At 54.1% G+C, this 20,861-nt stretch carries 18 protein-coding genes and 2 pseudogenes; 4 read left to right on the top strand and 16 right to left on the bottom strand.

Annotated elements, in window-relative coordinates:
- A partial coding sequence (locus tag G3N95_RS28635; RefSeq protein ID WP_205973461.1) for a LysM domain-containing protein occupies positions 1-493 on the bottom strand: 493 nt, incomplete at its 3' end.
- 408 nt (positions 494-901) lie between these two features.
- Here G3N95_RS28635 and G3N95_RS28630 point away from each other — a divergent pair.
- The gene (locus tag G3N95_RS28630) at positions 902-1,309 is read left to right on the top strand and encodes an SRPBCC family protein (protein ID WP_205973460.1); all 408 of its coding nucleotides are present in this window, start codon (positions 902-904) and stop codon (positions 1,307-1,309) included.
- A 23-nt stretch (positions 1,310-1,332) separates the two neighbouring features.
- On the opposite strand, the gene G3N95_RS28625 is transcribed toward G3N95_RS28630, so the two are convergent.
- Positions 1,333-2,088 (bottom strand): DeoR/GlpR family DNA-binding transcription regulator, encoded by a 756-nt coding sequence (locus G3N95_RS28625; protein ID WP_205973459.1) that lies wholly within the window; start codon positions 2,086-2,088, stop codon positions 1,333-1,335.
- 160 nt (positions 2,089-2,248) lie between these two features.
- Between G3N95_RS28625 and G3N95_RS28620 the strand changes: the two genes are divergently transcribed.
- Positions 2,249-2,836, top strand: coding sequence for an NUDIX domain-containing protein (locus G3N95_RS28620; RefSeq protein WP_205973458.1), 588 nt, complete (start codon positions 2,249-2,251; stop codon positions 2,834-2,836).
- 122 nt (positions 2,837-2,958) lie between these two features.
- Here G3N95_RS28620 and G3N95_RS28615 read toward each other — a convergent pair whose 3' ends face one another.
- Complete coding sequence (locus G3N95_RS28615) at positions 2,959-4,110, bottom strand: porin (RefSeq protein WP_205973457.1); 1,152 nt, start codon at positions 4,108-4,110, stop codon at positions 2,959-2,961.
- A gap of 464 nt (positions 4,111-4,574) precedes the next feature.
- Here G3N95_RS28615 and G3N95_RS28610 point away from each other — a divergent pair, with 464 nt between their 5' ends.
- A complete protein-coding gene (locus G3N95_RS28610; RefSeq protein ID WP_205973456.1) occupies positions 4,575-5,627 on the top strand; it encodes a helix-turn-helix domain-containing protein in 1,053 nt (350 codons plus the stop codon).
- A 40-nt stretch (positions 5,628-5,667) separates the two neighbouring features.
- The gene (locus G3N95_RS28605) at positions 5,668-6,240 is read left to right on the top strand and encodes a phosphatase PAP2 family protein (protein ID WP_205973455.1); all 573 of its coding nucleotides are present in this window, start codon (positions 5,668-5,670) and stop codon (positions 6,238-6,240) included.
- Positions 6,241-6,265: 25 nt separating this feature from the next.
- Here the strand turns inward: G3N95_RS28605 and G3N95_RS28600 are convergent, their stop codons facing one another.
- From G3N95_RS28600 to G3N95_RS28540, 13 genes and pseudogenes are all read right to left on the bottom strand, one after another.
- Complete coding sequence (locus G3N95_RS28600; RefSeq protein ID WP_205973467.1) at positions 6,266-7,402, bottom strand: sialidase family protein; 1,137 nt, start codon at positions 7,400-7,402, stop codon at positions 6,266-6,268.
- 112 nt (positions 7,403-7,514) lie between these two features.
- Complete coding sequence (locus G3N95_RS28595; RefSeq protein ID WP_205973454.1) at positions 7,515-8,696, bottom strand: EpsG family protein; 1,182 nt, start codon at positions 8,694-8,696, stop codon at positions 7,515-7,517.
- Between the two features lie 285 nt (positions 8,697-8,981).
- Entirely contained in the window at positions 8,982-9,917 is a 936-nt protein-coding gene (locus tag G3N95_RS28590; RefSeq protein WP_205973453.1) for a KpsF/GutQ family sugar-phosphate isomerase, read from the bottom strand.
- A gap of 63 nt (positions 9,918-9,980) precedes the next feature.
- Positions 9,981-10,826 (bottom strand): 3-deoxy-8-phosphooctulonate synthase, encoded by an 846-nt coding sequence (gene kdsA, locus G3N95_RS28585; protein ID WP_205973452.1) that lies wholly within the window; start codon positions 10,824-10,826, stop codon positions 9,981-9,983.
- 36 nt (positions 10,827-10,862) lie between these two features.
- Entirely contained in the window at positions 10,863-11,960 is a 1,098-nt protein-coding gene (locus tag G3N95_RS28580; RefSeq protein ID WP_205973451.1) for a glycosyltransferase, read from the bottom strand.
- Positions 11,957-12,944: pseudogene (locus G3N95_RS28575) on the bottom strand (glycosyltransferase). The gene G3N95_RS28580 and the pseudogene G3N95_RS28575 overlap by 4 nt, the downstream one beginning before the upstream one ends.
- Positions 12,941-13,468, bottom strand: coding sequence for a serine acetyltransferase (locus tag G3N95_RS28570; RefSeq protein WP_205973450.1), 528 nt, complete (start codon positions 13,466-13,468; stop codon positions 12,941-12,943). The pseudogene G3N95_RS28575 and the gene G3N95_RS28570 overlap by 4 nt, the downstream one beginning before the upstream one ends.
- Positions 13,465-14,667 carry a capsular biosynthesis protein gene (locus G3N95_RS28565; RefSeq protein WP_205973449.1) on the bottom strand — a complete coding sequence of 401 codons (1,203 nt, stop codon included), beginning with the start codon at positions 14,665-14,667 and terminating at the stop codon, positions 13,465-13,467. Before G3N95_RS28565 ends, G3N95_RS28570 begins: the two co-directional genes overlap by 4 nt.
- Positions 14,668-14,696: 29 nt before the next feature.
- Complete coding sequence (locus G3N95_RS28560; protein WP_205973448.1) at positions 14,697-15,929, bottom strand: oligosaccharide flippase family protein; 1,233 nt, start codon at positions 15,927-15,929, stop codon at positions 14,697-14,699.
- Positions 15,930-15,942: 13 nt separating this feature from the next.
- Positions 15,943-18,189 (bottom strand): polysaccharide biosynthesis tyrosine autokinase, encoded by a 2,247-nt coding sequence (locus G3N95_RS28555; protein ID WP_205973466.1) that lies wholly within the window; start codon positions 18,187-18,189, stop codon positions 15,943-15,945.
- Positions 18,190-18,269: 80 nt separating this feature from the next.
- Entirely contained in the window at positions 18,270-18,704 is a 435-nt protein-coding gene (locus G3N95_RS28550; protein WP_205973447.1) for a low molecular weight protein-tyrosine-phosphatase, read from the bottom strand.
- Positions 18,701-19,825, bottom strand: a complete 1,125-nt coding sequence (locus G3N95_RS28545) for a polysaccharide biosynthesis/export family protein (RefSeq protein WP_241019010.1) — start codon at positions 19,823-19,825, stop codon at positions 18,701-18,703. Before G3N95_RS28545 ends, G3N95_RS28550 begins: the two co-directional genes overlap by 4 nt.
- 93 nt (positions 19,826-19,918) lie before the next feature.
- Positions 19,919-20,536, bottom strand: a pseudogene (locus G3N95_RS28540) (sugar transferase); the annotation flags it as partial.
- Between the last annotated feature and the right edge of the window lie 325 nt (positions 20,537-20,861).

Genomic DNA, 20,861 nt, shown 5'->3' with positions numbered 1-20,861 from the left:
CGCTGGCACTGCTCGTCGAGGCGCTGGCCGCCCCGCTGCTCGCGGTCGCATTCGACGCGCCGCTGGCAGCCGCCGCAGCTCCGTTCGCATTCGGCGCTTTGCCCGGCGCCGGGCCTGCGGCCGGACCGGCCGGCACGGCGACCATCTTCACTGCATCCGGCGATGACACCTTCAGCGGCTGCCCGATATGCAGACGCGCGGACGACTTCAGATGATTCCACGCGACGATCTGCTTGACCGTCACGTTATGGCTGCGCGCGATGCGAGCCAGCGAATCGCCGCGACGCACCTTGTAGATCACGGGCGGCACCGGCTGCGCGACCATCTGCGGCGCGGGCGCCGCGGCAGCCGGATCCGTTGCCGTTTGCGCGGTCGACGCCGCGTCGCTGTTCTTCGCGTCCTGCTCGCCGACATGCGCGCAGGCCCCCAACATCAAGGCGAGCGTGAAGCTCGCGAAACCGGCCCAGGTTCTGTCGAAACCATTCTTCGACATATGCTCTCCCGCATTATTCGTTTATAGAGCGGATGCGCGCTTCGCCCGGTCAGCGGATGTCGCAGGACACCCGCTGACGGCGCGCAGCATGCCGCCTCGTTGCGGCCTCAACCGTCCGGCTCACCGCCGGAATTCCCCTCTCTTACGGAGCCGCGTCAAACGTGATGCGATCTTCCGCTAAAGGGGTCGGATTAGCCTTTTAAATCCAAGCCGCATTGTAAAGTGCAGGCACCGGAAAACGCTTCCCGTGAACACTTCGATACAAATTACCGGCTGTATTGCCTGCACGATCGCGCCCGGATCGACAATCTTTCCGGCGCGTGTCATAACACCTGCTCTTTGTCATATCGGCAGGGAACGCGCGAAACTTGAGACGCGTGCGCCGTGGCAACCCCAATGGAGACAACGATGACCGCCGTAGCCGAATCGAAAACGATCAGCGTGGCGATCGCGCGCGACTGGCGCGAGGTGTACGCGTTCATGGAACATCCGTTGTCGTTCGCGCAATGGGCGTCGGGGCTCGGCAAGCCGTTGCGCGGCGCAGGCGAAGAGTGGACCTTCGAAAGCGCGGACGGACATCCTGTAACAGTACACTTCACGCCGCGCAATCCGTATGGCGTGCTCGATCATCGTGTGATCACCGGACAGGGCGACGAGATCTACGTGCCGATGCGCGTGATCCCGAACGGCAACGGCGCCGAAGTGCTGCTTACCCTGTTACGGACGGCAAGCATGAGCGACGCGCAGTTTGCCGCCGACGCGCAATGGGTCGAACGCGACCTCGCCGAACTGAAGCGCTTTCTCGAGCAGCGATGACGCCGGGCGCAGGCCGGCTTCGTTCAGGCGCGAAGGATCGTCACACCTGACGCTTCGAAAGGCGCGGTTGTCGACTCGGGCGTGTCCTTCTCGACGATGATCGCGCTCGCCGCGTCGATGCCCGCAATCATGTATGCCGACGCGGCATTCAGTTTTTCCGACGATGCCAGCACCACCGTCTCGGCTGCCCGCGCGACGAGCGCGCGCTTCACATACGCTTCCTCCAGATCGCCCGTGCTCAGCCCCGCTTCGGGATGGACGCCCGTCACGCCCATGAAGTACAGATCGGCGCGGATGTGGCCGAGCGCTTCGATGGCGGCCGCGCCGACCGTCACCATCGAATGGCGGAACAGCCGCCCGCCGATCACGACGACTTCCAGCGCCTCGTGCTCCGCCAGTTCGACGGCGACGCTCGGACTGTGCGTGACGATGGTCGCGCGCAGGTCGATGGGCAGATGGCGCGCCAGTTGAATGGCCGTCGTCCCGCCATCGACGAACGCGATCTGGCCCGGCGCGATCATCTGCGCGGCCGCCCGGCCGATCGCCGCCTTCGCCTCCGATCCAATCGCCCGGCGCCCCGCGAGATTCGCCTCCGCCGGCGACGCGGCCAGTGCGCCGCCGTGCACGCGTTGCAGCTTGCCCTCGGCGGCAAGCTCGCGCAGATCGCGGCGCACCGTGTCCTCCGACACGCCGAAGGTGTCGCTCAGCGCCTTGGCCAGCACCTGGCCATCGCGCTTGAGCGCGTCGAGAATCAGCTTCTTGCGTTGGGAAGTCAGCATCCAGTTAGTCCGAGATTGATCCGATCATGAGATTGCACGAATTTTCTTGATTCTGCACGAAACTGCACGATACCATGCTCGGACGATGCGGCCAATCGGCTGCGTCCTTACCCGGTCGCCATTGCGCGATCGGATGGTGAATCCGAAACAGGGAACGCTCATGAGCGAAACGGCTGACCGCGTGCGTATCGTCGATGTGCAGGTGCTGTCCGACGACTGGTACGTACTGAAGAAAACCACCTTCGATTACCAGCGCGCCGATGGCAGCTGGCAGCGGCAAAGCCGCGAAACCTACGATCGCGGCAACGGCGCGACGCTGCTGCTTTTCGACCCGCGCCGGCGCACGGTGGTGCTGACGCGGCAGTTTCGCCTGCCGGCGTTCGTCAACGGACACGAAGGGATGCTGATCGAGGCACCGGCAGGATTGCTCGAAGCCGCATCGCCCGAAGCGCGGATTCGCGCGGAAGTCGAAGAGGAAACAGGCTATCGCGTGGAGTCGGTGCGCAAGGTGTTCGAGGCGTTCATGAGTCCGGGCTCCGTGACGGAGAAGCTCTACTTTTTCGTCGCCGAATATGATGCGGCTGCGCGTGTGAGCCGCGGTGGCGGCGTCGCCGACGAAGGCGAAGACATCGAGGTGCTCGAATTGCCCATCGACGATGCTTTAACGATGATCGCGCGCGGCGAGATCATGGACGGCAAGACCATCATGCTGCTGCAATACGCGGCGCTTCATCTGTTCCTGCAATGACGTGTCGAGGCGACGCAATCATGTTGCCGGGATGATAAAAAAACCCGTCGGGCTTCACATGAAGCGCGACGGGAAATGCGTGGAAATCCGACGACACGAAGGTCGTTTGCAACCTGACGCGATCAGAACTTGTGACGAATCGCGACGCGGAACGCGAGCTGGTTCGACGTCGACGACGGCGCCTGCGTGCCGAGAATGAACGCGTTGTCCATGATCGAGTTGGTCTTGTCGCCGGCAACCTTCTGATACTCGCCTTGCACGTAGAAGTCGGTGCGCTTTGAGATGTTGTAGTCGGCCATCAGACCCACCGAGTGCACCTTCGGCTTCACGCCGCCCGTCGATGCATCGTAGTTCTCCAGCGTATAGACGTACTGGCCGCCGACATAGAACGCAGGCGTCACCTGGTACTTCGCATTCACTTCGAAGTTCTGGAAGCGCAGGCGGTTCAGCGTCGAGCCGGGAGCGACGATCGCGCCCGGATTGCCGAGGTAGCCGTTGCCCGTCGGGTTGTGATAGTCCGAGTTCGTGTACGCGAAACCGGCCGTCGCCGAGCCGAACGTGTAGTTGATGCCCGCGCCGAACACGCGCATGCGCTGCGCGAAGAAGCTGGCGTCGTTGGTCGCGATCGCGCCGGCCGACGTTGCGCCCGTGTTGTTCGCCTGCAAGTAGGCAGCCGCGAGCAGCAGACCGCCCGTCGCGTACTGGGCGCCGAAGCTGTATTGACGATTGTTGGCGAAGTTCGTGTCGTTACTGAAGCTATACGTGCCGCCGAACTGGAAGCCGGCGATGTCCGGGCTCGCGTACTTGACCGTGTTGTTGACGCGGAACGAGTTGTCCGTATTGTCGTTGTCGAACGGATGCGAGAACAGATAGCCCGACCAGTTGCCGTTCGACGTGGTCTGCGCGAGATAGTCGACGACGGAATCGTACTGACGGCCCAACGTGACGGTACCGAAGCGGTCGTTCGACACGCCGACGTATGCCTGACGGCCGAACATGCGGCCACCCTGCCCTGCGCGGCCGCTATTCAGGTCGAAGCCGCTTTCGAGCTGGAAGATCGCCTTGTTGCCGCCGCCCAGGTCTTCCGCGCCTTTCAAGCCCCAACGGCTGCCTTGCGCGTAACCGCTTTGCAGCTCAACGACGCTGTGGCCGCCGACGCTGTTCGTGTAATTGATGCCTTCGTCGATCACGCCATACAGCGTGACGCTGCTTTGCGCGAATACGGGAGCGGCGAACGCGGCCGAAGCAGCCAGCGCAATGACCTGTTTCTTCATTGGAGATCTCCTATTTTGGTAGATATATGTTGATTTTTCGTGCTGAAATAATTTTTTGTTCGGCATGCTTACTAGTTAGCAAGCTTCTTGCCTTCTTGCTTGCAAGTAAGTTCGATTCGCTGTGCATGCAACGGACGAGATGCTGCCCGAGCGCCATCGCCCAGTCCAGTTGAAGTCGGTATAGCCGGGAAAATCGTTGTGAAATGCCCACGAATGGTGCATCAATTCGCGGGATTGAATGCGTCTGTCAGATCAATTCGAAGAATCGCCCCCTCTCTATCGACGCCGGAACGTTTGTCAGGGGAATCAGATTTGTCCGATTGGTCGCGTGGAAACGTCTTCGTATCCTCTGCGCCTCTATGTGGGGCGTGCTTAAAAGAATGACAAAGCTTCGATCGGGAACGTTCGTCAGCAATGCTCAAATGCGCGCGCCAGATACGCTGATACGCAGCAGGGAGGCATTGATGAAAACAACTCGGTACAACGCTTCACGCAGTTCGGGCCACAGTGTTTCAGTTCACGATTTTTCACACGATACGCACTTCGTTGGGATCGCCGTATTCGACGGCTTCTCGATGTTGCCGGCCGCCGAAGTCGTCGATGTATTCGACAAGGCGAATCAGGTTCTGGCCGCGGGGCCTGGTGGTCTGCCTTGTTACCGGACCGCCTTTCTCTCCGATCGCGGGGAATGTGTATCCAGCTCAGCGCAGATCGATGTGCTGACGCAGACGGTCAGCCAACTTCCCTCTCTGCGCGTGCTCTTCGTTGCGTGTGGAGAATTGACGTCCGAGCGCACGAAAGACGTCCGATTCAACGACTGGCTTCGCGAAGCGGCCTGTCAGGCCGACGAGGTATGCGCAATTGGTAATGGCGATTCGTTGCTCTCTGCGATCGGGGTGGCAGGTAGGCAATTCGATGCCAGGAAACAGACTGGTGTGTCTGGCGACTCATCGCTCAACAGTGCCGCCGGTCTTGGCCCGCGGTCGGCCGTGCGCCAGGCGCTCGAACTCGTACGACAGGACTTTGGTGTCGGCGTCTTGCGCCGCGTGCTGGAGTTGATTCCCGACACGGGCTTGCCTGAATTCAATGCTATCGCCCGCGATAGCGCGAAGTCGATCAGGGACAAGATTCACGAAAGTGCTCAGTGGATCACGCGCAATTGCAATAAGGCCATTTCAGTTACGGTCGCGGCGCAAACGGCTGGGATGAGCGAGCGTTCGTACTTGCGACACTTTAGGGCTGAAATGGGTATCAAGCCTTCTGAATATTTGCGACGCGCGCGGGTTGAGTTGGCTGCGAGCATGCTGGAATCGAGTGACTTGCCGGTGGACAAAATCGCCCGGCGGTGCGGGCTGACGAGCGGGGAATGTCTGGCGCGGTTGTTTCGGCAGGTTTGGGAGATATCGCCGACGGAGTATCGGGGGCGGGTGCGGAAAGCTCATGAACCGCGTGACAGCGCAATACGTTCGGCGAACATCGACCGGAATCACCTTATGACTAACGCGACACACACTTAGAATTGGACAAGAACGTCTAGAAGCCATCTCAAGAACCGATATGTGGTCCACCCTCAGCAATCTCGGCGACGCAGCGCTTACTCTGCCTCTCGCGCTTACGTGCGCAGCATGGTTAACCATGTCATCGGCCGGATGGCGCTCCGCAGCGAATTGGCTTGTGTTGCTCACCGGCGGGGCATTTGTCGTAGGCGTAACAAAGGTGCTTTACGCGGGCTGCGGATTGGAGATTCGCGCAATCGACTTTCGCGTCATCAGCGGACACACAATGCTCGCGTCTGCAGTATGGCCCGCAACACTCGTCATCTGCCTGACAAATTCTCGCGACAACAGCACAAAGCTTGGGTTTGCGCTTGGCGTGCTGATAGCCGCGATGATCGGAACGGCACGTGTGTTTGATAACGCACACACCGTTTCCGAGGTAGTGGCCGGGTGGTGTCTAGGTTCACTCGTGACGTTCACCTTTCTCCAAATGACGATGCAGCCCGCGTTGCAGGGTCGTCTGCGAGCTCTTGCAGCATTGACGATCTTTGGCGTGTCAGCCATTGCGTACGGGCATCACGTACCTATTCAGGAAGCGATCGAATATTACTCGCCGTTTCTTTGTGGGCGGTGATCCACGATCGCGTGTCAAATCCAAATCAATTTTCTATACCAATGTCCCGGAAATTTGCGATTCGATTGAAAGTGATGTAGTTCGAATCATGCTGGGAATGCGCGCCTGCGTCTCCATCATCAAACGATGTGCGCACAACTGCGACAATATCATTTCCATCGAACTGCCAATCAGCGTATTGGAATCCATGATTACTCCAATCGTTATGATGTAAAACGACACGTCGAATGCTCCAATTACGGAGATCCCGAGACGCAACAAGAGCCAGCGTATTTCGTGCTCGTTCGTAATTGGAACCACCGTATCCCGCGTCCACCGAATTGGTTAGCGACCAATAAAGGCCGGACCGCGAATCAAAACGTATCGTGAACTTCTTCCCTCCTCCCGGCATATCTGCGAACCCACTCTCAGGATCAAAAGTGGCTTTAGTGCCGTCTGGACTGACGGACACAAGCGCAACCTTCTCTGGCAAGTCGTTAAAATAAACACGCAGCACATTTACGACCGCGTCATGCGATGTAACGACTGCATTTCCTTCCAACCATCCTCTAAACCTTCCATTAAGCCACTCCGCATTTGGTCTCAACCGGTTTGTGAACTTCCAATTCCGTCCGTCGAGAAGATTGCTATCTATGGGAGCCGACATCATAAAGCTCCAAATGCCTGTAGGCTCTACCGATTCCATACTGCGCCAGATGCGACCATTTCCCACAACGACTGGGACAGCAGCGGAAAAATACTTTCCTTCATTGCTGAGCATGCCCGTGCCAATATCGCGTGGAACCGACCAAGATCGACCACCATCGGCCGACCTGCGAATACAGGGCAATCCCGAGAATCCACTCGTTCCAACGATATACAATAAGCCGTGATCCACAAAGAGAGAAGACCAGTACTGACCATTAACGTCGACCAACTTCTTCCACGACCGTCCTTCATCCCTAGATTCATACAGTGATTCGGTGTTCTGCCTTGACCCGGGACCGAACGTATCATGTGCTACGACATACGCTCCATCCGGCAATATCGCGATTGCTGGTGATCCAAGATAGACCCCCGTACGTGCAAAGCTGTGTGCGATCACGACGCCGGGGGGGGTTACATCCGCCACCGCCGACTGAGTTGACGTCACCAATATCGCACACGTTACAGCAATTCCCAAAAGAACAGCCCGTGCATATTGTTTCTGAAATAAGCACACCCCAGGCTTTACACCTCTAAAATTTACCATTTTTCAACTTGAGACGTTCTTAACCTACCAACCAAAAAAACAACTACACAAACTGCCGATACAGATTCATAATATTTTCTGTAAGAAAATCGATTGGATGCCCCCCATATAACAACGACTGAGTTTCCAGATTTTTTACCAATCCATATACTGAATAGCTTAAGAATACAAAAATAACCCAAACTTTTAACAAACCCTGCCGTACGCGTACTAGCATACAGGATAAATATACAAGCGCTATAACAAAAAAATATATATATATTCGCTCAAATACCTTTGCTTGACCGTATGCAAAAAACAGTGACAACCCTGAAACATCAACAGCAATCAAACAATTTCGCGCAGAAAGACGAGTATGATTTGGAAATAGACCCGGTTTTTTTCGACAAAGAAGCCACAAAATGTTGCTTACGGCAAGAATTCCCATTGCGAAAATTGCCACCCCCAATACACTATAAGAATCCCAATTATTGTAAATACTGATTTTTGTGGACAGGTATGAATCACCTCCGTCCAACAAAGACACAAAGTCACCAACCCCACTCGCTGCAACTAATATTACTAGCGCAATAGCGAAAAAACAAAATATAATAATTTTATTGAAATACCTTAGCACCACATAAGGCAGACAAACTAGTAAAGCAGGTATGTGAGCCGCACCGGCAAGAACCATATAAAGTACCGATTTTCCTCTTTTCTTCGCAAAAATCATTGCAAATATGAAAGGAAAGGCCATCGCTTGGCGGATCAAGTTTCCATAGGTTCCAAAGAACGACGATGACGAGATGAAAAGAACTAAGAATATAGGGATCATCCGATACTCTCCTCGCCACAGCACGATCAAAAACAACGAAAAATATACGACGAATATTAAATAGAACGCCAAATCGCTGAATCCAGCCAGCGACGATGCAAAATAAATAGATAAAAATGAAATAATCTCAGGCTGACGCATTAGATACTTCGCAACCCCTACCGAATGCATCGTACGCATAAAATCAAGGTACTGTAACTTGTCGTTACCACCGTCTTGAATGGGTAGTTTAAGAGCGATCAGAGGGCCAAGCGAGACAATTGCGCACATGCAAATGAAAGCAACGAGCATTCGATCAGGTGATCGAATGCCCGCGACGATACAAATAAAAATAAGAGCTATATAAAATGACGCAAAAGGGAAAAGAAAAAACAAGATAACAATTAAAATCAACGGAACGACGCTGCGCATCGGCGAAGTTGATCTAAGATAATCAAACGAATATTTCTTCACAGCTCTAAAAAATATGAAATAACTTCAGATCGGGACATTGTGCGCACCTCTATTCCAGAGCAATCGGTAAACTTAAAATCAAATGCCATCATTCGATTTACTAAACCTATGACGTAAATCGTATGATCAAGCATCGTCTATTCTCATAGCAATAGCTACCGATTGAGACGTTAGGAAATGAAAATTGCGATGTTCGTGAAGCATGATTCGAAGCTATAGACAAATTGCCGTCATAACCCGCACCTACTTCTTGAACACCCCAACGACGTCCGAGCATTCAAAGACCAACAACGCGCCGATCTTGCGCTCGTCCATCAGGATCAACGCATCCTCAACCCGTGTGCCGACCGGGACCATCACAGGATCAACCGACATCATGTCGCACGCGCTTTTGACGAACAACGCATCCCCGAAAGCCTGAATCGCACGACGTAGATCACCGTCCGTCACAACTCCCCATCCCGTTTGTCTTCGGACGATTGCGAGCCCGAGTCGTCCGCGAGTCATTGTTCGCAATACCTCTACCGCGCGCGTGTCCTCCGTGACGATCGGCAACTCGGTGCTAACCATTTCATCCTCGACCTTACGCAAAAGCCTTCTTCCAAGCGACCCACCGGGATGCAGGCGCGCAAACCCCTCGGGGCGAAAGCCACGCGCCTTCATCAACGTCACAGCGAGCGCATCGCCCATTGCCAAGGTTGCTGTCGTCGACGCCGTCGGCGCAAGCTGGAACGGGCACGCCTCTTCTTTGACACCAATATACAGATGACAATCGGCTGCCTTTGCAAGCGTCGATTGCACATTTCCGGTCAGTGCTATCAGGTGGTTGCAGTTATTCCGCAAGAATGGAATCAACTTGATCACCTCGTCTGTCTCTCCGGAGTTCGAGATCGCCAAAAACGTGTCGTCCGGCGTGACCATACCCAGATCGCCGTGGTACGCCTCTCCTGGATGCATAAAGAAACTGGGGGTGCCGGTGCTTGCCAAGGTGGCCGCGATTTTGCGTCCAATGATTCCCGACTTCCCCATACCACAAACCACGACTCGGCCAGTAGAGTTCAGTATTCTTTCCACTGCGCCATTAAATTCAGCGTCAAGCCTGTCGGCAACACCCAAAAGCGCTTCTGATTCGATCTGAAAGACGGCTCGCGCGGACTCGATATAGTTCAATGCTTGCATGATTTGCGAATCCAGATTAGCTCGCTTAAAATTTCATGAAATAACGTAACAGCGATACACCGCTTATTGAATCTCAACCGTTGGCAAACTCTTGACAAGGTCATCGATTGCTTTGACATGCAAGAGAAACGGTTCAAGCAGATGAAGCGGCAATGCACTGGGGCCATCGCACCGTGCACGGTCCGGATCCGGATGGGCCTCCAAAAAGAGCCCGCTCAGCCCCACAGCCATACCGGCGCGTGCCAACTCAAGTGCCTGGCGTCGCCGGCCGCCGGACGCCGCACTTGCCGGTTCACGCCGCTGCAGGCTATGTGTGACGTCAAAAATGACAGGGCAATCGTCGCTCGCGTCCCGCATCTCCCGAAAGCCAAGCATATCGACGATCAGGTTGTCATATCCGAAAGAACTGCCTCGCTCGCAGAGAATCACGTACGGGTTTCCCGCCTCGTTGCATTTTCTGACTATGTGCCTGATCTGCGAGGGACTCATGAACTGAGGCTTCTTTATATTGACGGGTTTTCCAGCGCGAGCTATGGACACGACCAAGTCGGTTTGGCGAGCGAGAAACGCCGGAATCTGCAACACATCCACCACTTCGGACACGGGTTTTGCTTGCCATGCTTCGTGCACGTCGGTGACGACGGGAACATCGAATCGCTCTTTAACTTTACTGAGAACCTCAAGTCCTTCGTCAAGCCCGATACCTCGGTATGAATGTATGGACGAGCGATTTGCCTTATCGAAAGATGCCTTGAACACGAAAGGTATCTGAAGCTTATGCGTGACCTCGACGAATGTTTGACACGCTTCGAGTGTGAGATCAAGATTTTCGAGCACGTTTAACCCGCCGAACAACACGAATGGCAGCGTGTTACCGACGACTATGCTCGGTGCGATGGCGATATTCATTGATGTTCCAATTCCAAAAATAATAGATGCAGCCTCTTAAGTTCGAGTAGCGACAACACGGCCTAGATAGAGCGGAATCAGAACTTCGAAAAACCGATCTTCCGAAAACCGCCTTCGCGCTTCGCACCGGCCTCGGTTGGCGAGATCTTCTCGCCATACGTCGTTATCCGAAATATTTTTTATTGCGTTAATTGCCTCGATCTCGTTATTGAAGACCACGCCGGTCACGGCCCCACGTACAACGTCCACATTCCCAGCGCACGCGGAAACGACCACGGGTAGTCCCGTTAGCATCGCTTCAATCACCGATACGGGCATCCCTTCCCACGATGCCGTCGATAGGTAAATGCTGGCCTGCTCCAGATTCCGAATGACATCTTCACGACTAACCCACCCGGTAACACGAACGCCCGCATCGACGAGTTGCTGCTTGAATTTCTCCTCGCCGTCTCCGACCCAGACAAAGCGTAAATTACTGTCGCGAAACGTTGAAGCGATACGTGCGAACAGTTCAGGATTCTTTTGTCGCCGAATGCCTCCGACGGTGACAATGCACCGGAACCCTGACGAGGCACGGCCACATTGGTGAAGCGAACCGTGTTCTGACGTCCATATTTCCGATACGGCGTTCTCAACGACTACTGCACGTTTCCGCAAATAAGCCCATACTGCGTGGCACTCACTTTCAGAACATGCCACATATACGGCCTTTCGCATGGACGCCAAACGCTCCAACGCAATATATGTGGATCTTGCAAACCGCGAGATATCCTGGCGCATGAATGCGATGCAATGCGGGCTGTATAAAATGATCGAACGCCTGCACGAGAATAGTGTCGCCAATCTGCCAAGAAAACCTGCCACCGACGAGTGAAGATGAATGACATCGGGCTGTATCTCGACTAACGTAGCTCGCAGCCGTGCAATTGCAAAAAACAAGCCGCGCCCCTGCATCTGAATATGCTTGAGTATCACCCTATTGTCGAACATCGTTCTAAGTGCGTTGGGTGTTTCATCCCTGATCGAATAGACCACATGCACTTCATGCCCGTCGTTCGCAAACCTGTTTGCGATCAGGCAAACCATCGACAGCGTACCTGTTGCGCAGGACTCCAAGACTTGAACAATCTTCATAACGCGCTCTCAGCGCGTTCAATCCGTCGCGCGACAGTCGTGCCGACCGCGTCTCGGATGTGCACAAGAATGCCGGAATCTTCGATTACTGCCGACCACGCAATCTGTCTCAACTTGTGAGGTTCATTCTGTCTTATAGTTAGAGAAGATTCGTCGAGTGGCAAGCTATCGAAGATTGTTCGGCCCGCCATGAGTGCATGAATCCCGAATTCTTGAGAGGCAGTTCTGTTCGACGGTGAGTCGTTGCAAATAATCTTTTTACCAAGCGCGGCATACTCCAAGAGTTTTGTAGGAGTCTGAAAGCAGTGCGGACGATGATAGGGAAAGTAGCAGATAGCGTACTCAGATCGTCGGACAATACGCAACGCGTCCTTTTGTAGAACACGTCCCACGAAAGTCAACCCTTGCGTATCCTTAAACTCATCGTAAATCGCAGGTTCGGGGCGTCCGACCAACACGAACTGGTTCTTTCGCTTCCAAGGTGAAGCCTGCCATGCAGCAAGCATGCTTATCGAAACCACGCTCCCTACTCATTTCACCGATGTAACAGAATCGGCCGACGCTCCTCTTGTCTATAGCATCGTCACACTCGTCGTCAACGAGATCGAATATCCAATCCGGCACACCCATCGGCAAAATTACAGACGGAATATCATCTCCGAAATTCATCGCATCGCGCATTTGTACATTCTGAAAAGCCCTGAGATTCGGCGTGGCGTTCATTGCCCGCTTGACCCAATCCTTGCAGGCTGCAAAAGGCCTCACCGAAAGCGAGCGATAGTCGTGAATGATGAACCGTGCTTCGCCATGCGTACGATAGAAACCCATGATGCACCAGAGTACGCATTCATCCTTGAACGGGAATCGTGAATATTCGTTACTATCGCCGTCAAAAACCTGAAATCCCCGCTTGACGAGCACAGCAGAATACGCGCTAATCTCTGGGTAGTTGGCCTTACCCGAATGCAGAATGAAAACTTTCACTTTCGCTTATCCTTTTCTACTGCGCGAGCTGGAACGCCAACGGCTACAGCGTGCTCGGCCAGGCTGGATAACAGTACAGCCCCCGCACCGATGCGGGCGTTGTTTCCAATCTCTATTTCGCCCAGTGCAATGGAATTGGCACCAAACTCGACGCAGTTTCCAATAATCGGGGCACCCGTGTATGTGCCATCGGCGCGCATAATATTCCCGATCGTCACTCCATGACGTAGCACGCAGTAGTCGCCAATCACCGAGTATCCGTTAATAACAAGGCCAAAACCGTGATATATCGTCAAGCCTTTTCCGATTTGCGTTTTCACCGGAATTTCAATTCCCATTATCCAGTCGCATACCAATGTATAAAATACAATAACAGGCGCCCCAAGGATCAAGGTTAATTTATTCCTAGAGGCCAAATAGTTCGCCATCCTGAATAATAAAAGAACGAATCGAGACTTAACGAACGAATTACACCTATGATCCTCAACTATCAAACGTAGTGTGCCTCTTATCGTAACGCTCATACGTCGCCCCCAATCGAAAATGTTCGCCTCGCGGCCCACCCGTCAATTGGATCGGTTCCGAAATAATCGATTCCATCCACCAAGAATCCGTGGATATACTTCATCAACCGGTCATGATCGAACTCTTTGTATAGGCAACGCCCCAAGGCTACAACCCGTCTTTCATACAACATCGCTTCCAGACCAACGGTTGAGTTGATTGTTACAACAACCGATGCATATCTGACTAAATCCACAGTTGCAGTGCATGCAATCCGAAAGTTGTGGATTTTTTGGAGGTGTACGATTTCATCGATTTGTGACCTATCGTTCTCCGCAGGATGAATCTTGACGATCAGATCAAGCCCCTCCTCTTTTGCCAACTTGAGCGCGATCAAGATCGCCTGAAGATTATTGACATCCGAATGCAGTCTGATCTGCGTATCACCCGATACCTGAAGAGGCAAAAATATATAACGTCGCGAGATGAGTTCTTTTACGTCTATTTCCGTTATTAGCGAGGGAAGTCTCGCTCCATTGCTAGCCCGCGTTCGGTCGAGTCGCTTTCGACCAACGCCACATGTCAAAAACTTCAACGCGTAGTTAAGTAGCGAAAGAGATTTTCGCCTGATCAATGTCCGTGATTGAGGGAGCGGTTGTCTTTTATATTCTTCATATTCCTCTATCCAGCGATTGTGATCCGCTCGATCTGGCAATGGATAACCATCTATGATGGTCGGGTTTTTAGCGATTGTCGAAAGCGCATTTACCCCTGAATCGTCGACAAACAATTTTCCTGGTAGATTTGATAGCTCTAAAAACCGCGTTCGCACGCCGTATTTCGCACATGCCTGGCTAACGACCCTACATACCAATTGCTGTCCATTCCACATCACACAGCGCTCAATGGTGCCGTCGCTAAAAAGTTCCGACACAGCGGCAAACGTCGCCATCGAGTCCACGCGAGCAACGCTTACGTCAATCTGTCCGTTCAAGACTTCGATAGAGCGCTCAAACGCTGATGCGTCATATGTAGAGACCTGACGAATCCCAACATCGCGCCGAAGATAGACCGAGCGATGCCCTTCGAGTCGGAGCAAAAGATGAGCAAGAGGCTCGCTCGTGATAAAGACGAAATCGCATTCGTCCTCGATCGGCTTCACGAGACGACGAATGAAATAGAAGCGCTCAAGCGAATCGACTACGACGGCAATCGTCATCAACGGCTCTCAGAATAGAATAGAAAATTTCACGCCACTTTGCGCAAACGTAATGCACTGCACTTCATTACCTGATATGTCAACGCGAGTCCGACTAGCATCGTGACGACACCCGCGAACGAGAACGCTCGGACGCTTGAATGCGGAGAAAAGCTCAATATATGAGTGGTGTATAGCGTTGAACTCAATACAAGAGCAGATCCAAACTGAAACAGAAAATCAAGCCGCTGTTCTCTGGTAACCAGAAATATCTGAGAAAGTGGAACGTAAATCAGTTGAACCGCAAAAAGCGGTACCAAGTCGTAAAAGAAATCGCTTGCCCCACGCCAACTTGTACCGAAGAAGATGCGCACCAGTGACGAAAAAAGCAAAGCGCTTCCCGCTCCGTAAGCGATTGCAATCAGGACGAGAAATTTTGCGTAGGTCATGAATACCCGATGCAGAAGCATATCTGCATCGCAGTGCGCCAAGGCGCCGATTGCATCACGGCGAAACACGCTGCCGAGGCTCTGTCCAATCAATGAGACAGGAAAGAAACCCAAGCGATAGGCAGCCGCAAAATATCCCGCACTTTCCGCATCAAACCACTGCGGAATAATGATCGCAAGCGAGTACGTCAGAACTGATCCGCAGATTGTGGATGGAAGAATGAAGGTTGCGAAGCGACGATTTTCCGAGAAGAACGCAAGACCGATCTGAGCCCGGTAACCGTGACGTCTGCCGTGGAGCAGAACACCAGCCAGCGACAATACCGTGAGCAAGACGTTTATGACGGAGTACGTCCGAAACACATCTAGGCCGTGTAGAGTTCCAGTCCATCTCTCCGTCAGGAGACACAGCAGGAACGAACCATTTATGGCCAGCCGGCTTGCGGCGATTAGATCGTATCTGCGAAAACTATTCAAATAAGAACTCGTCGCCTGCTGCACAAGAAAAGCGAATGCGTAGCTTTCCACGGCAAGAAGTTCACCATGAGACATGGCGAGTGTTACGCATATGGCGACGACCATCACCGTCGCACTAAACACGGTTACATTGACGAGTGCATTGAACGCGTAACGCGGACTGTCCGATACACAAGCGAGCTCGTATCGGAACCCCAGCAGCGTTCCCGCAAATGTCCCGCACGCGAGTAGATAGTTGAAGTGCCCCAATACCGCTGGTCCCTGAGAGCGCCCGATTAGAGAAACGCAAAGAAACAGCGAAATTTGGCCCGCGACCACGCCCGCGAGCGATATGACGGAATCCTTCAGCCGTATCATTTTCTGCAACTCGCTACGCGTCACGTTCTGGGCCGTATTCGTACGCGACGTAGCGATAGCTACCGTACTTTGAGCCGTATCCGTACAAGCCGAGTTTTGGATTAATGCCATTGAACACGACGCCGTTCAGCTTGATGCCGTTCTGCGCCAGGCGTTTGTCGGATTCACTAATCTCCCCAAGCTTCGTCGCGCCTGAGAAAGCGACCAGAAATATGGTTCCCGCCAACGCGGCGAGCGTACAGGCATCAGAAACTGCCAGCACCGGCGGCGAATCGATGATCACAATGTCGTAGCGTGCAGACAACTCCTTGATCAATCCGTCGACCCGGCTGTTCAGCAACAGCTCCGATGGATTCGTCGGACGATTTCCGGTGGAGATGAAATCAAGTCCCGGTACGACGCCACAGTGAATGGCGTCCTCAAGCGAAATGCTTCCGCTGATCGCATCTGAAAACCCGCCTTCACGCGAGTATCCCAGGTATTCGTTGAGTCGTCCTTTACGGATATCGCCATCAATAAGCAGTACGCGCTTACCGGCCGTTGCAAGTACGGCAGACAGATTGGCCGAGACGAAGCTTTTCCCGACGCCCGGCGCCGATCCTGCTATCAGAACCAAGTTGTTTTTGGCTTCGAGCATCGCAAACTGCAATGCCGTTCTGAGACTGCGAAGGCTCTCGATTGCTGGATCGTCTGGAAACGCGAGCGCCAGCAATTCGCCTGCTGCACCGTTCCTTTCTGATTTATTGGAAAGGAGAACTTGATGCGAACTGAGTGGCACCGTTGCATAGACGCTCAGTCCAAGGCGACGCTCAATCTCTGATGGGTCCGTAATCCCTTTGAACAGATACCAGCGAGAAATAGACCACCCGGTACTGAATAGCAGGCCAAACATCAAAGATGCGATGATCACCAGTACTTTTTTAGGCTTGACGGGGACCTCCTCAATCTCTGCCGTGTCGACGAGTCTGATGTTTCCGACCTTGCCCGCACGTACCAGTTGCAGCTGTTGCATGTTGTTCAGCAACGCCGCGTACATGTCCGTATTAACCTTCACATCAAGCAGTAAGCCGACCGACTCCCGTTGGAGATCCGGCAGGCGACGGATTTGAGCGTGTGCGGAATCCCGATACGAACTCAGCGATTCGATTTGCCGGTCTACCGAGACAACATTCGGATTGTCACGCGTGAAATGGGTAAGGAGTTCGGCGCGCTTTTGCTGCAACTCGAGCAAACGCGTCTGTGCGTCCGCGTTTTGAAGCAACGCCTGCTTGGCCTCTTCGCTTAGATCAACGGTCCCTCGCTCGTTTTGAAATTTCGTGAGCATGGTTTCCGACTCGCTCAACTGTGCCTTCAGTTGCGGCAATTGCCGCTTCAGAAAATCCAGCGATTGCGCAGCAGCTTCCGACTTTCGCTCGACATTCTGCTGAACGTATTGCGAACCAATTTCGTTGAGAACGTCCGCCAGCCACAGCGGGTCAGTATCCTGCAGGCTCGCTACGATGACATCCGATTGCTTGACCTTCTCCTGCACGTCCAGGTGATCCTGCAAGTCCTCGATCGTTTGCAGACGCGAATTTCGCACGAGCCTGAACGCAGCGCCGGTCCGGGCGGTTACCGACGACACAAGCAGTTCCACTGGACCGCTCACGCTGTCAAAGCGTTCGATCGAGCCGATTGTGCCCTCAGCACTCTTTTGAAGGTCGTCCCCCGAAATTCGATAGTGCTTCGGGTCAAGTAAAGTCAGCTTGAATGCATCGCCTTCGATCTCGTGCGGTACATTGAAAACAGCGACATCGATACTCTCTTGCCCCCAAACATAGCCACCTATCCCAAAGACACCCGGATCTGTCAGTCCGTTGTTGTGTCGCGCGACCCAACTGCCGATTATGGGAAAGCGTAACGGCTTCGCGCTGATATAAAGATGCAATTTATCGACTGCGCGCGACACCACGAGCCGCGAAGCAAGAACTTGCGTTTCAGCCGCCGCTGACGACTTGATGTCGAACAGCGACGAAACATCGCCTAAAAGGCCATCGGCCGGCGCCGTGTCAGGAGTACCCTCAACTTGGGCCATGATGTCCGCTTGGTAGACTGGCTTTGCAAGGAGCGCGTAACTGACACCCAACAACAGAAATGCGGAGACGATTACCAGGATCGTCCATTTGGTTTCCAGGAGGATGTCGAGGATCGCAACGACATCGCTGCTCCCATCATCATCCCGATCATTTGAATTACGAGTTCTCAGGGTCTCTTCGTTCATCATACAACCGGATATTCCTTGCAACAGCGCCGCCCACATCACTCGACCAGAGCATGTAGGCGGCGTTGACGCTTCTATATTTACAATGTCTTCAATCGCGTCTGCCAATCGGCGACGCAGACTTCGATGAGATGCGCGCAGCGCTCGAAAACGGCCCGCGGCTGACGAAACGGATCGTCTACATCGATGTTCCGATGCTCGCCAAGACGGAAGATCTTTCCGCGCGCGAGGGGATATTCGCGTTCGATCAGTTCACGCTGCCTGCGGTCCATCACAAGAATGAGGTCGGCGTGGATGCAGTCTGGCAAACCAAGTTGACGACCTCTATGTGCGTCGATGTTCATGCCGCGTGCTTGCATGATCTCGCGCGCGAATGGCGCGGCAGGCGCGCCAACCATAGCGTTCCATCCCGCCGACGTGACCTTGTGACCTCCCGGCGTCACACTCAGCAACGCAGCGGCCATCGGACTGCGGCAAACGTTGCCTTCGCACACAACAAGGATCTTTTCAATCATTTGGTGACGATAGCGGCGGTAAGTCCGGCATTGATCGCAGGCAGTAGCAAACTCAACACGCGGCTGAAACGTACTAGACCGTTACCGTCGACATACACGATGTCCTTGGGTTGGAGATCAAACTGATTGGCGAGTACCATCGCGACAGGCGAAGTGGCGTCGAGATGGAAAACTTGAGGCTCTTTCCCTTCGCCGCCTCGGATCACATAAAGCTGAGCGGCGTCCGCGGATGCCGAGTTCAAGCTACCTGCCTGCGACAGCGCATCGCTGAGCGTCAGCTTGCCACTTTTCATCGGTACCGCGGATAGAGGCTTGTTGACTTCGCCCATGATGAAAACGCCGCTTTCGTCCCGTGCCGGTACTCGCAGGACATCTCCGTTTTGCAGAACGATGTGCGAGGGGCTCTCGCCACGCGCCGTCATTTCCGTCAGGTTAATCTCGTGCTGAACCCCATCACGCACCAGCGCGATGCGACTTTGATCCGCCGTCGATGCGAGGCCTCCCGCACGGCCGATCGCGTCATATAGTGTCATCGGAATGTCGTTGATCTGTTGTGAGCCGGGCGCGTGAACTTCTCCCTCGATGAACACTTGCTTTGCACGAAACGAAGCAATCCGTACCGTCACCTGCGGAGACTGGTAGGACTTGCTCAAGGCCTTGACCAGGATCATCTGGATTTTCTCGGGTTGCAGGCCAGCAACCTGAATTCGACCGACGAACGGAAACTGAAGCGTGCCGTCCTGATCAACGACAAAGCCCGGTGGAGCATCCGCTGCGCGCGCGCTCGACTGCGACTGCGTACCCAACGCCGCCGCAAGTTCCGGATGATCCCATACGGTAATCTGCAGCACGTCGCCCGCCCCAACCGTATACGCCCCGTGCGCCCTTGTCAGCCCGGTCCAATCGAGCGATGCCTTTCGTGCATCCTCGCGTAGACGTGTGATCAACGCGAGGTTGATATCAGCAATCGGGACCTGAAGTCTGTCATCGTCAGTCGACGCGCTAGACGTACTCACCGGAAGAGTCGCCGGCTGTTGCATCCTCATGCCTGGCGCCACACCGCAGGCAGACATCGTCACGCACACTGGAAGCATGGCGATCAAGATGCCGACTCGTCGCATATCGAACGCACATCGTGGCATGAAACGTTTTGCCTGTTTCAACACATTCATCTACAACCTCATAACCCGCTTTGTTACTAAAACTTCGACGCATCAATAAGCGCCTGAACCTCGGAACACCACACCCACGGTCCGGAAGAGAATCCAAAGATCGCGGCGCAAAGACAATTCCTTGACATAAGCAACATCCAACAAGACCCGTGTCGAATAGTCGACATCGTTCCGCCCACTCACCTGCCACAGTCCAGTCATCCCGGGTTTCGTCATCAGATAGTAGGAAGCGTTGTCGCCGTAGCGCAGCAGTTCCTCCCGGACGATTGGACGCGGACCAACCAGACTCATTTCACCCTTGACGACATTAAAGAGCTGTGGCAACTCATCCATACTCGTCTTGCGAAGCAGACGCCCGATCGCGGTGATGCGCACATCATTTTTAAGCTTGAACTCGCGCTCCCATTCGGCGCGCGCCACCGGGTCTCGCTTGAGTAATTCCTCGAGAACCGCGTCCGCATTTGCCACCATCGACCGGAACTTCAGGCAGTTGAATGGAACGCCGTCACGCCCGATGCGTACATGCCCATACAGCACCGCCCCACCGTCGCGCCTTACCACAACGGCGATTACAAGGAAGAGCGGCAACAGCAATACGATCAACAGCGACGCAACGACGACATCGAAAATTCGCTTGGCGACACGCCGAACCACGCCAGCTCGACCAGTTGCTCTACCCACCATCCGAACGACGCTTTTCATTTAGTTATCCATATTGTTATTAAGCTGCCATCCCCGACGGAAACCGGTTTCCGCATGGGTGTTTCTATTGCCAGATCAATTACAGGGCTACCGCCCGCCCCCCTCATGAGCATGACCAGTCGACGACCGGCGAGATAGTGACAATTGCGGTCGCAAGGTTACCGAGGCCACCCCCGTCGTTCCGGCCAATACTCGAACCGTTTTCGCCAACCCGCACATTATTTGAGACTCAACACAGACTCCCTACACACTCGGCGCCCCTCATCGCGATGCATTTTTCTCG

Origin of the sequence: Paraburkholderia sp. Tr-20389, from assembly GCF_017104565.1 — a bacterium.
In the GTDB taxonomy this organism is placed as follows: domain Bacteria; phylum Pseudomonadota; class Gammaproteobacteria; order Burkholderiales; family Burkholderiaceae; genus Paraburkholderia.
This window is presented reverse-complemented; position numbering and strand designations above follow the sequence as displayed.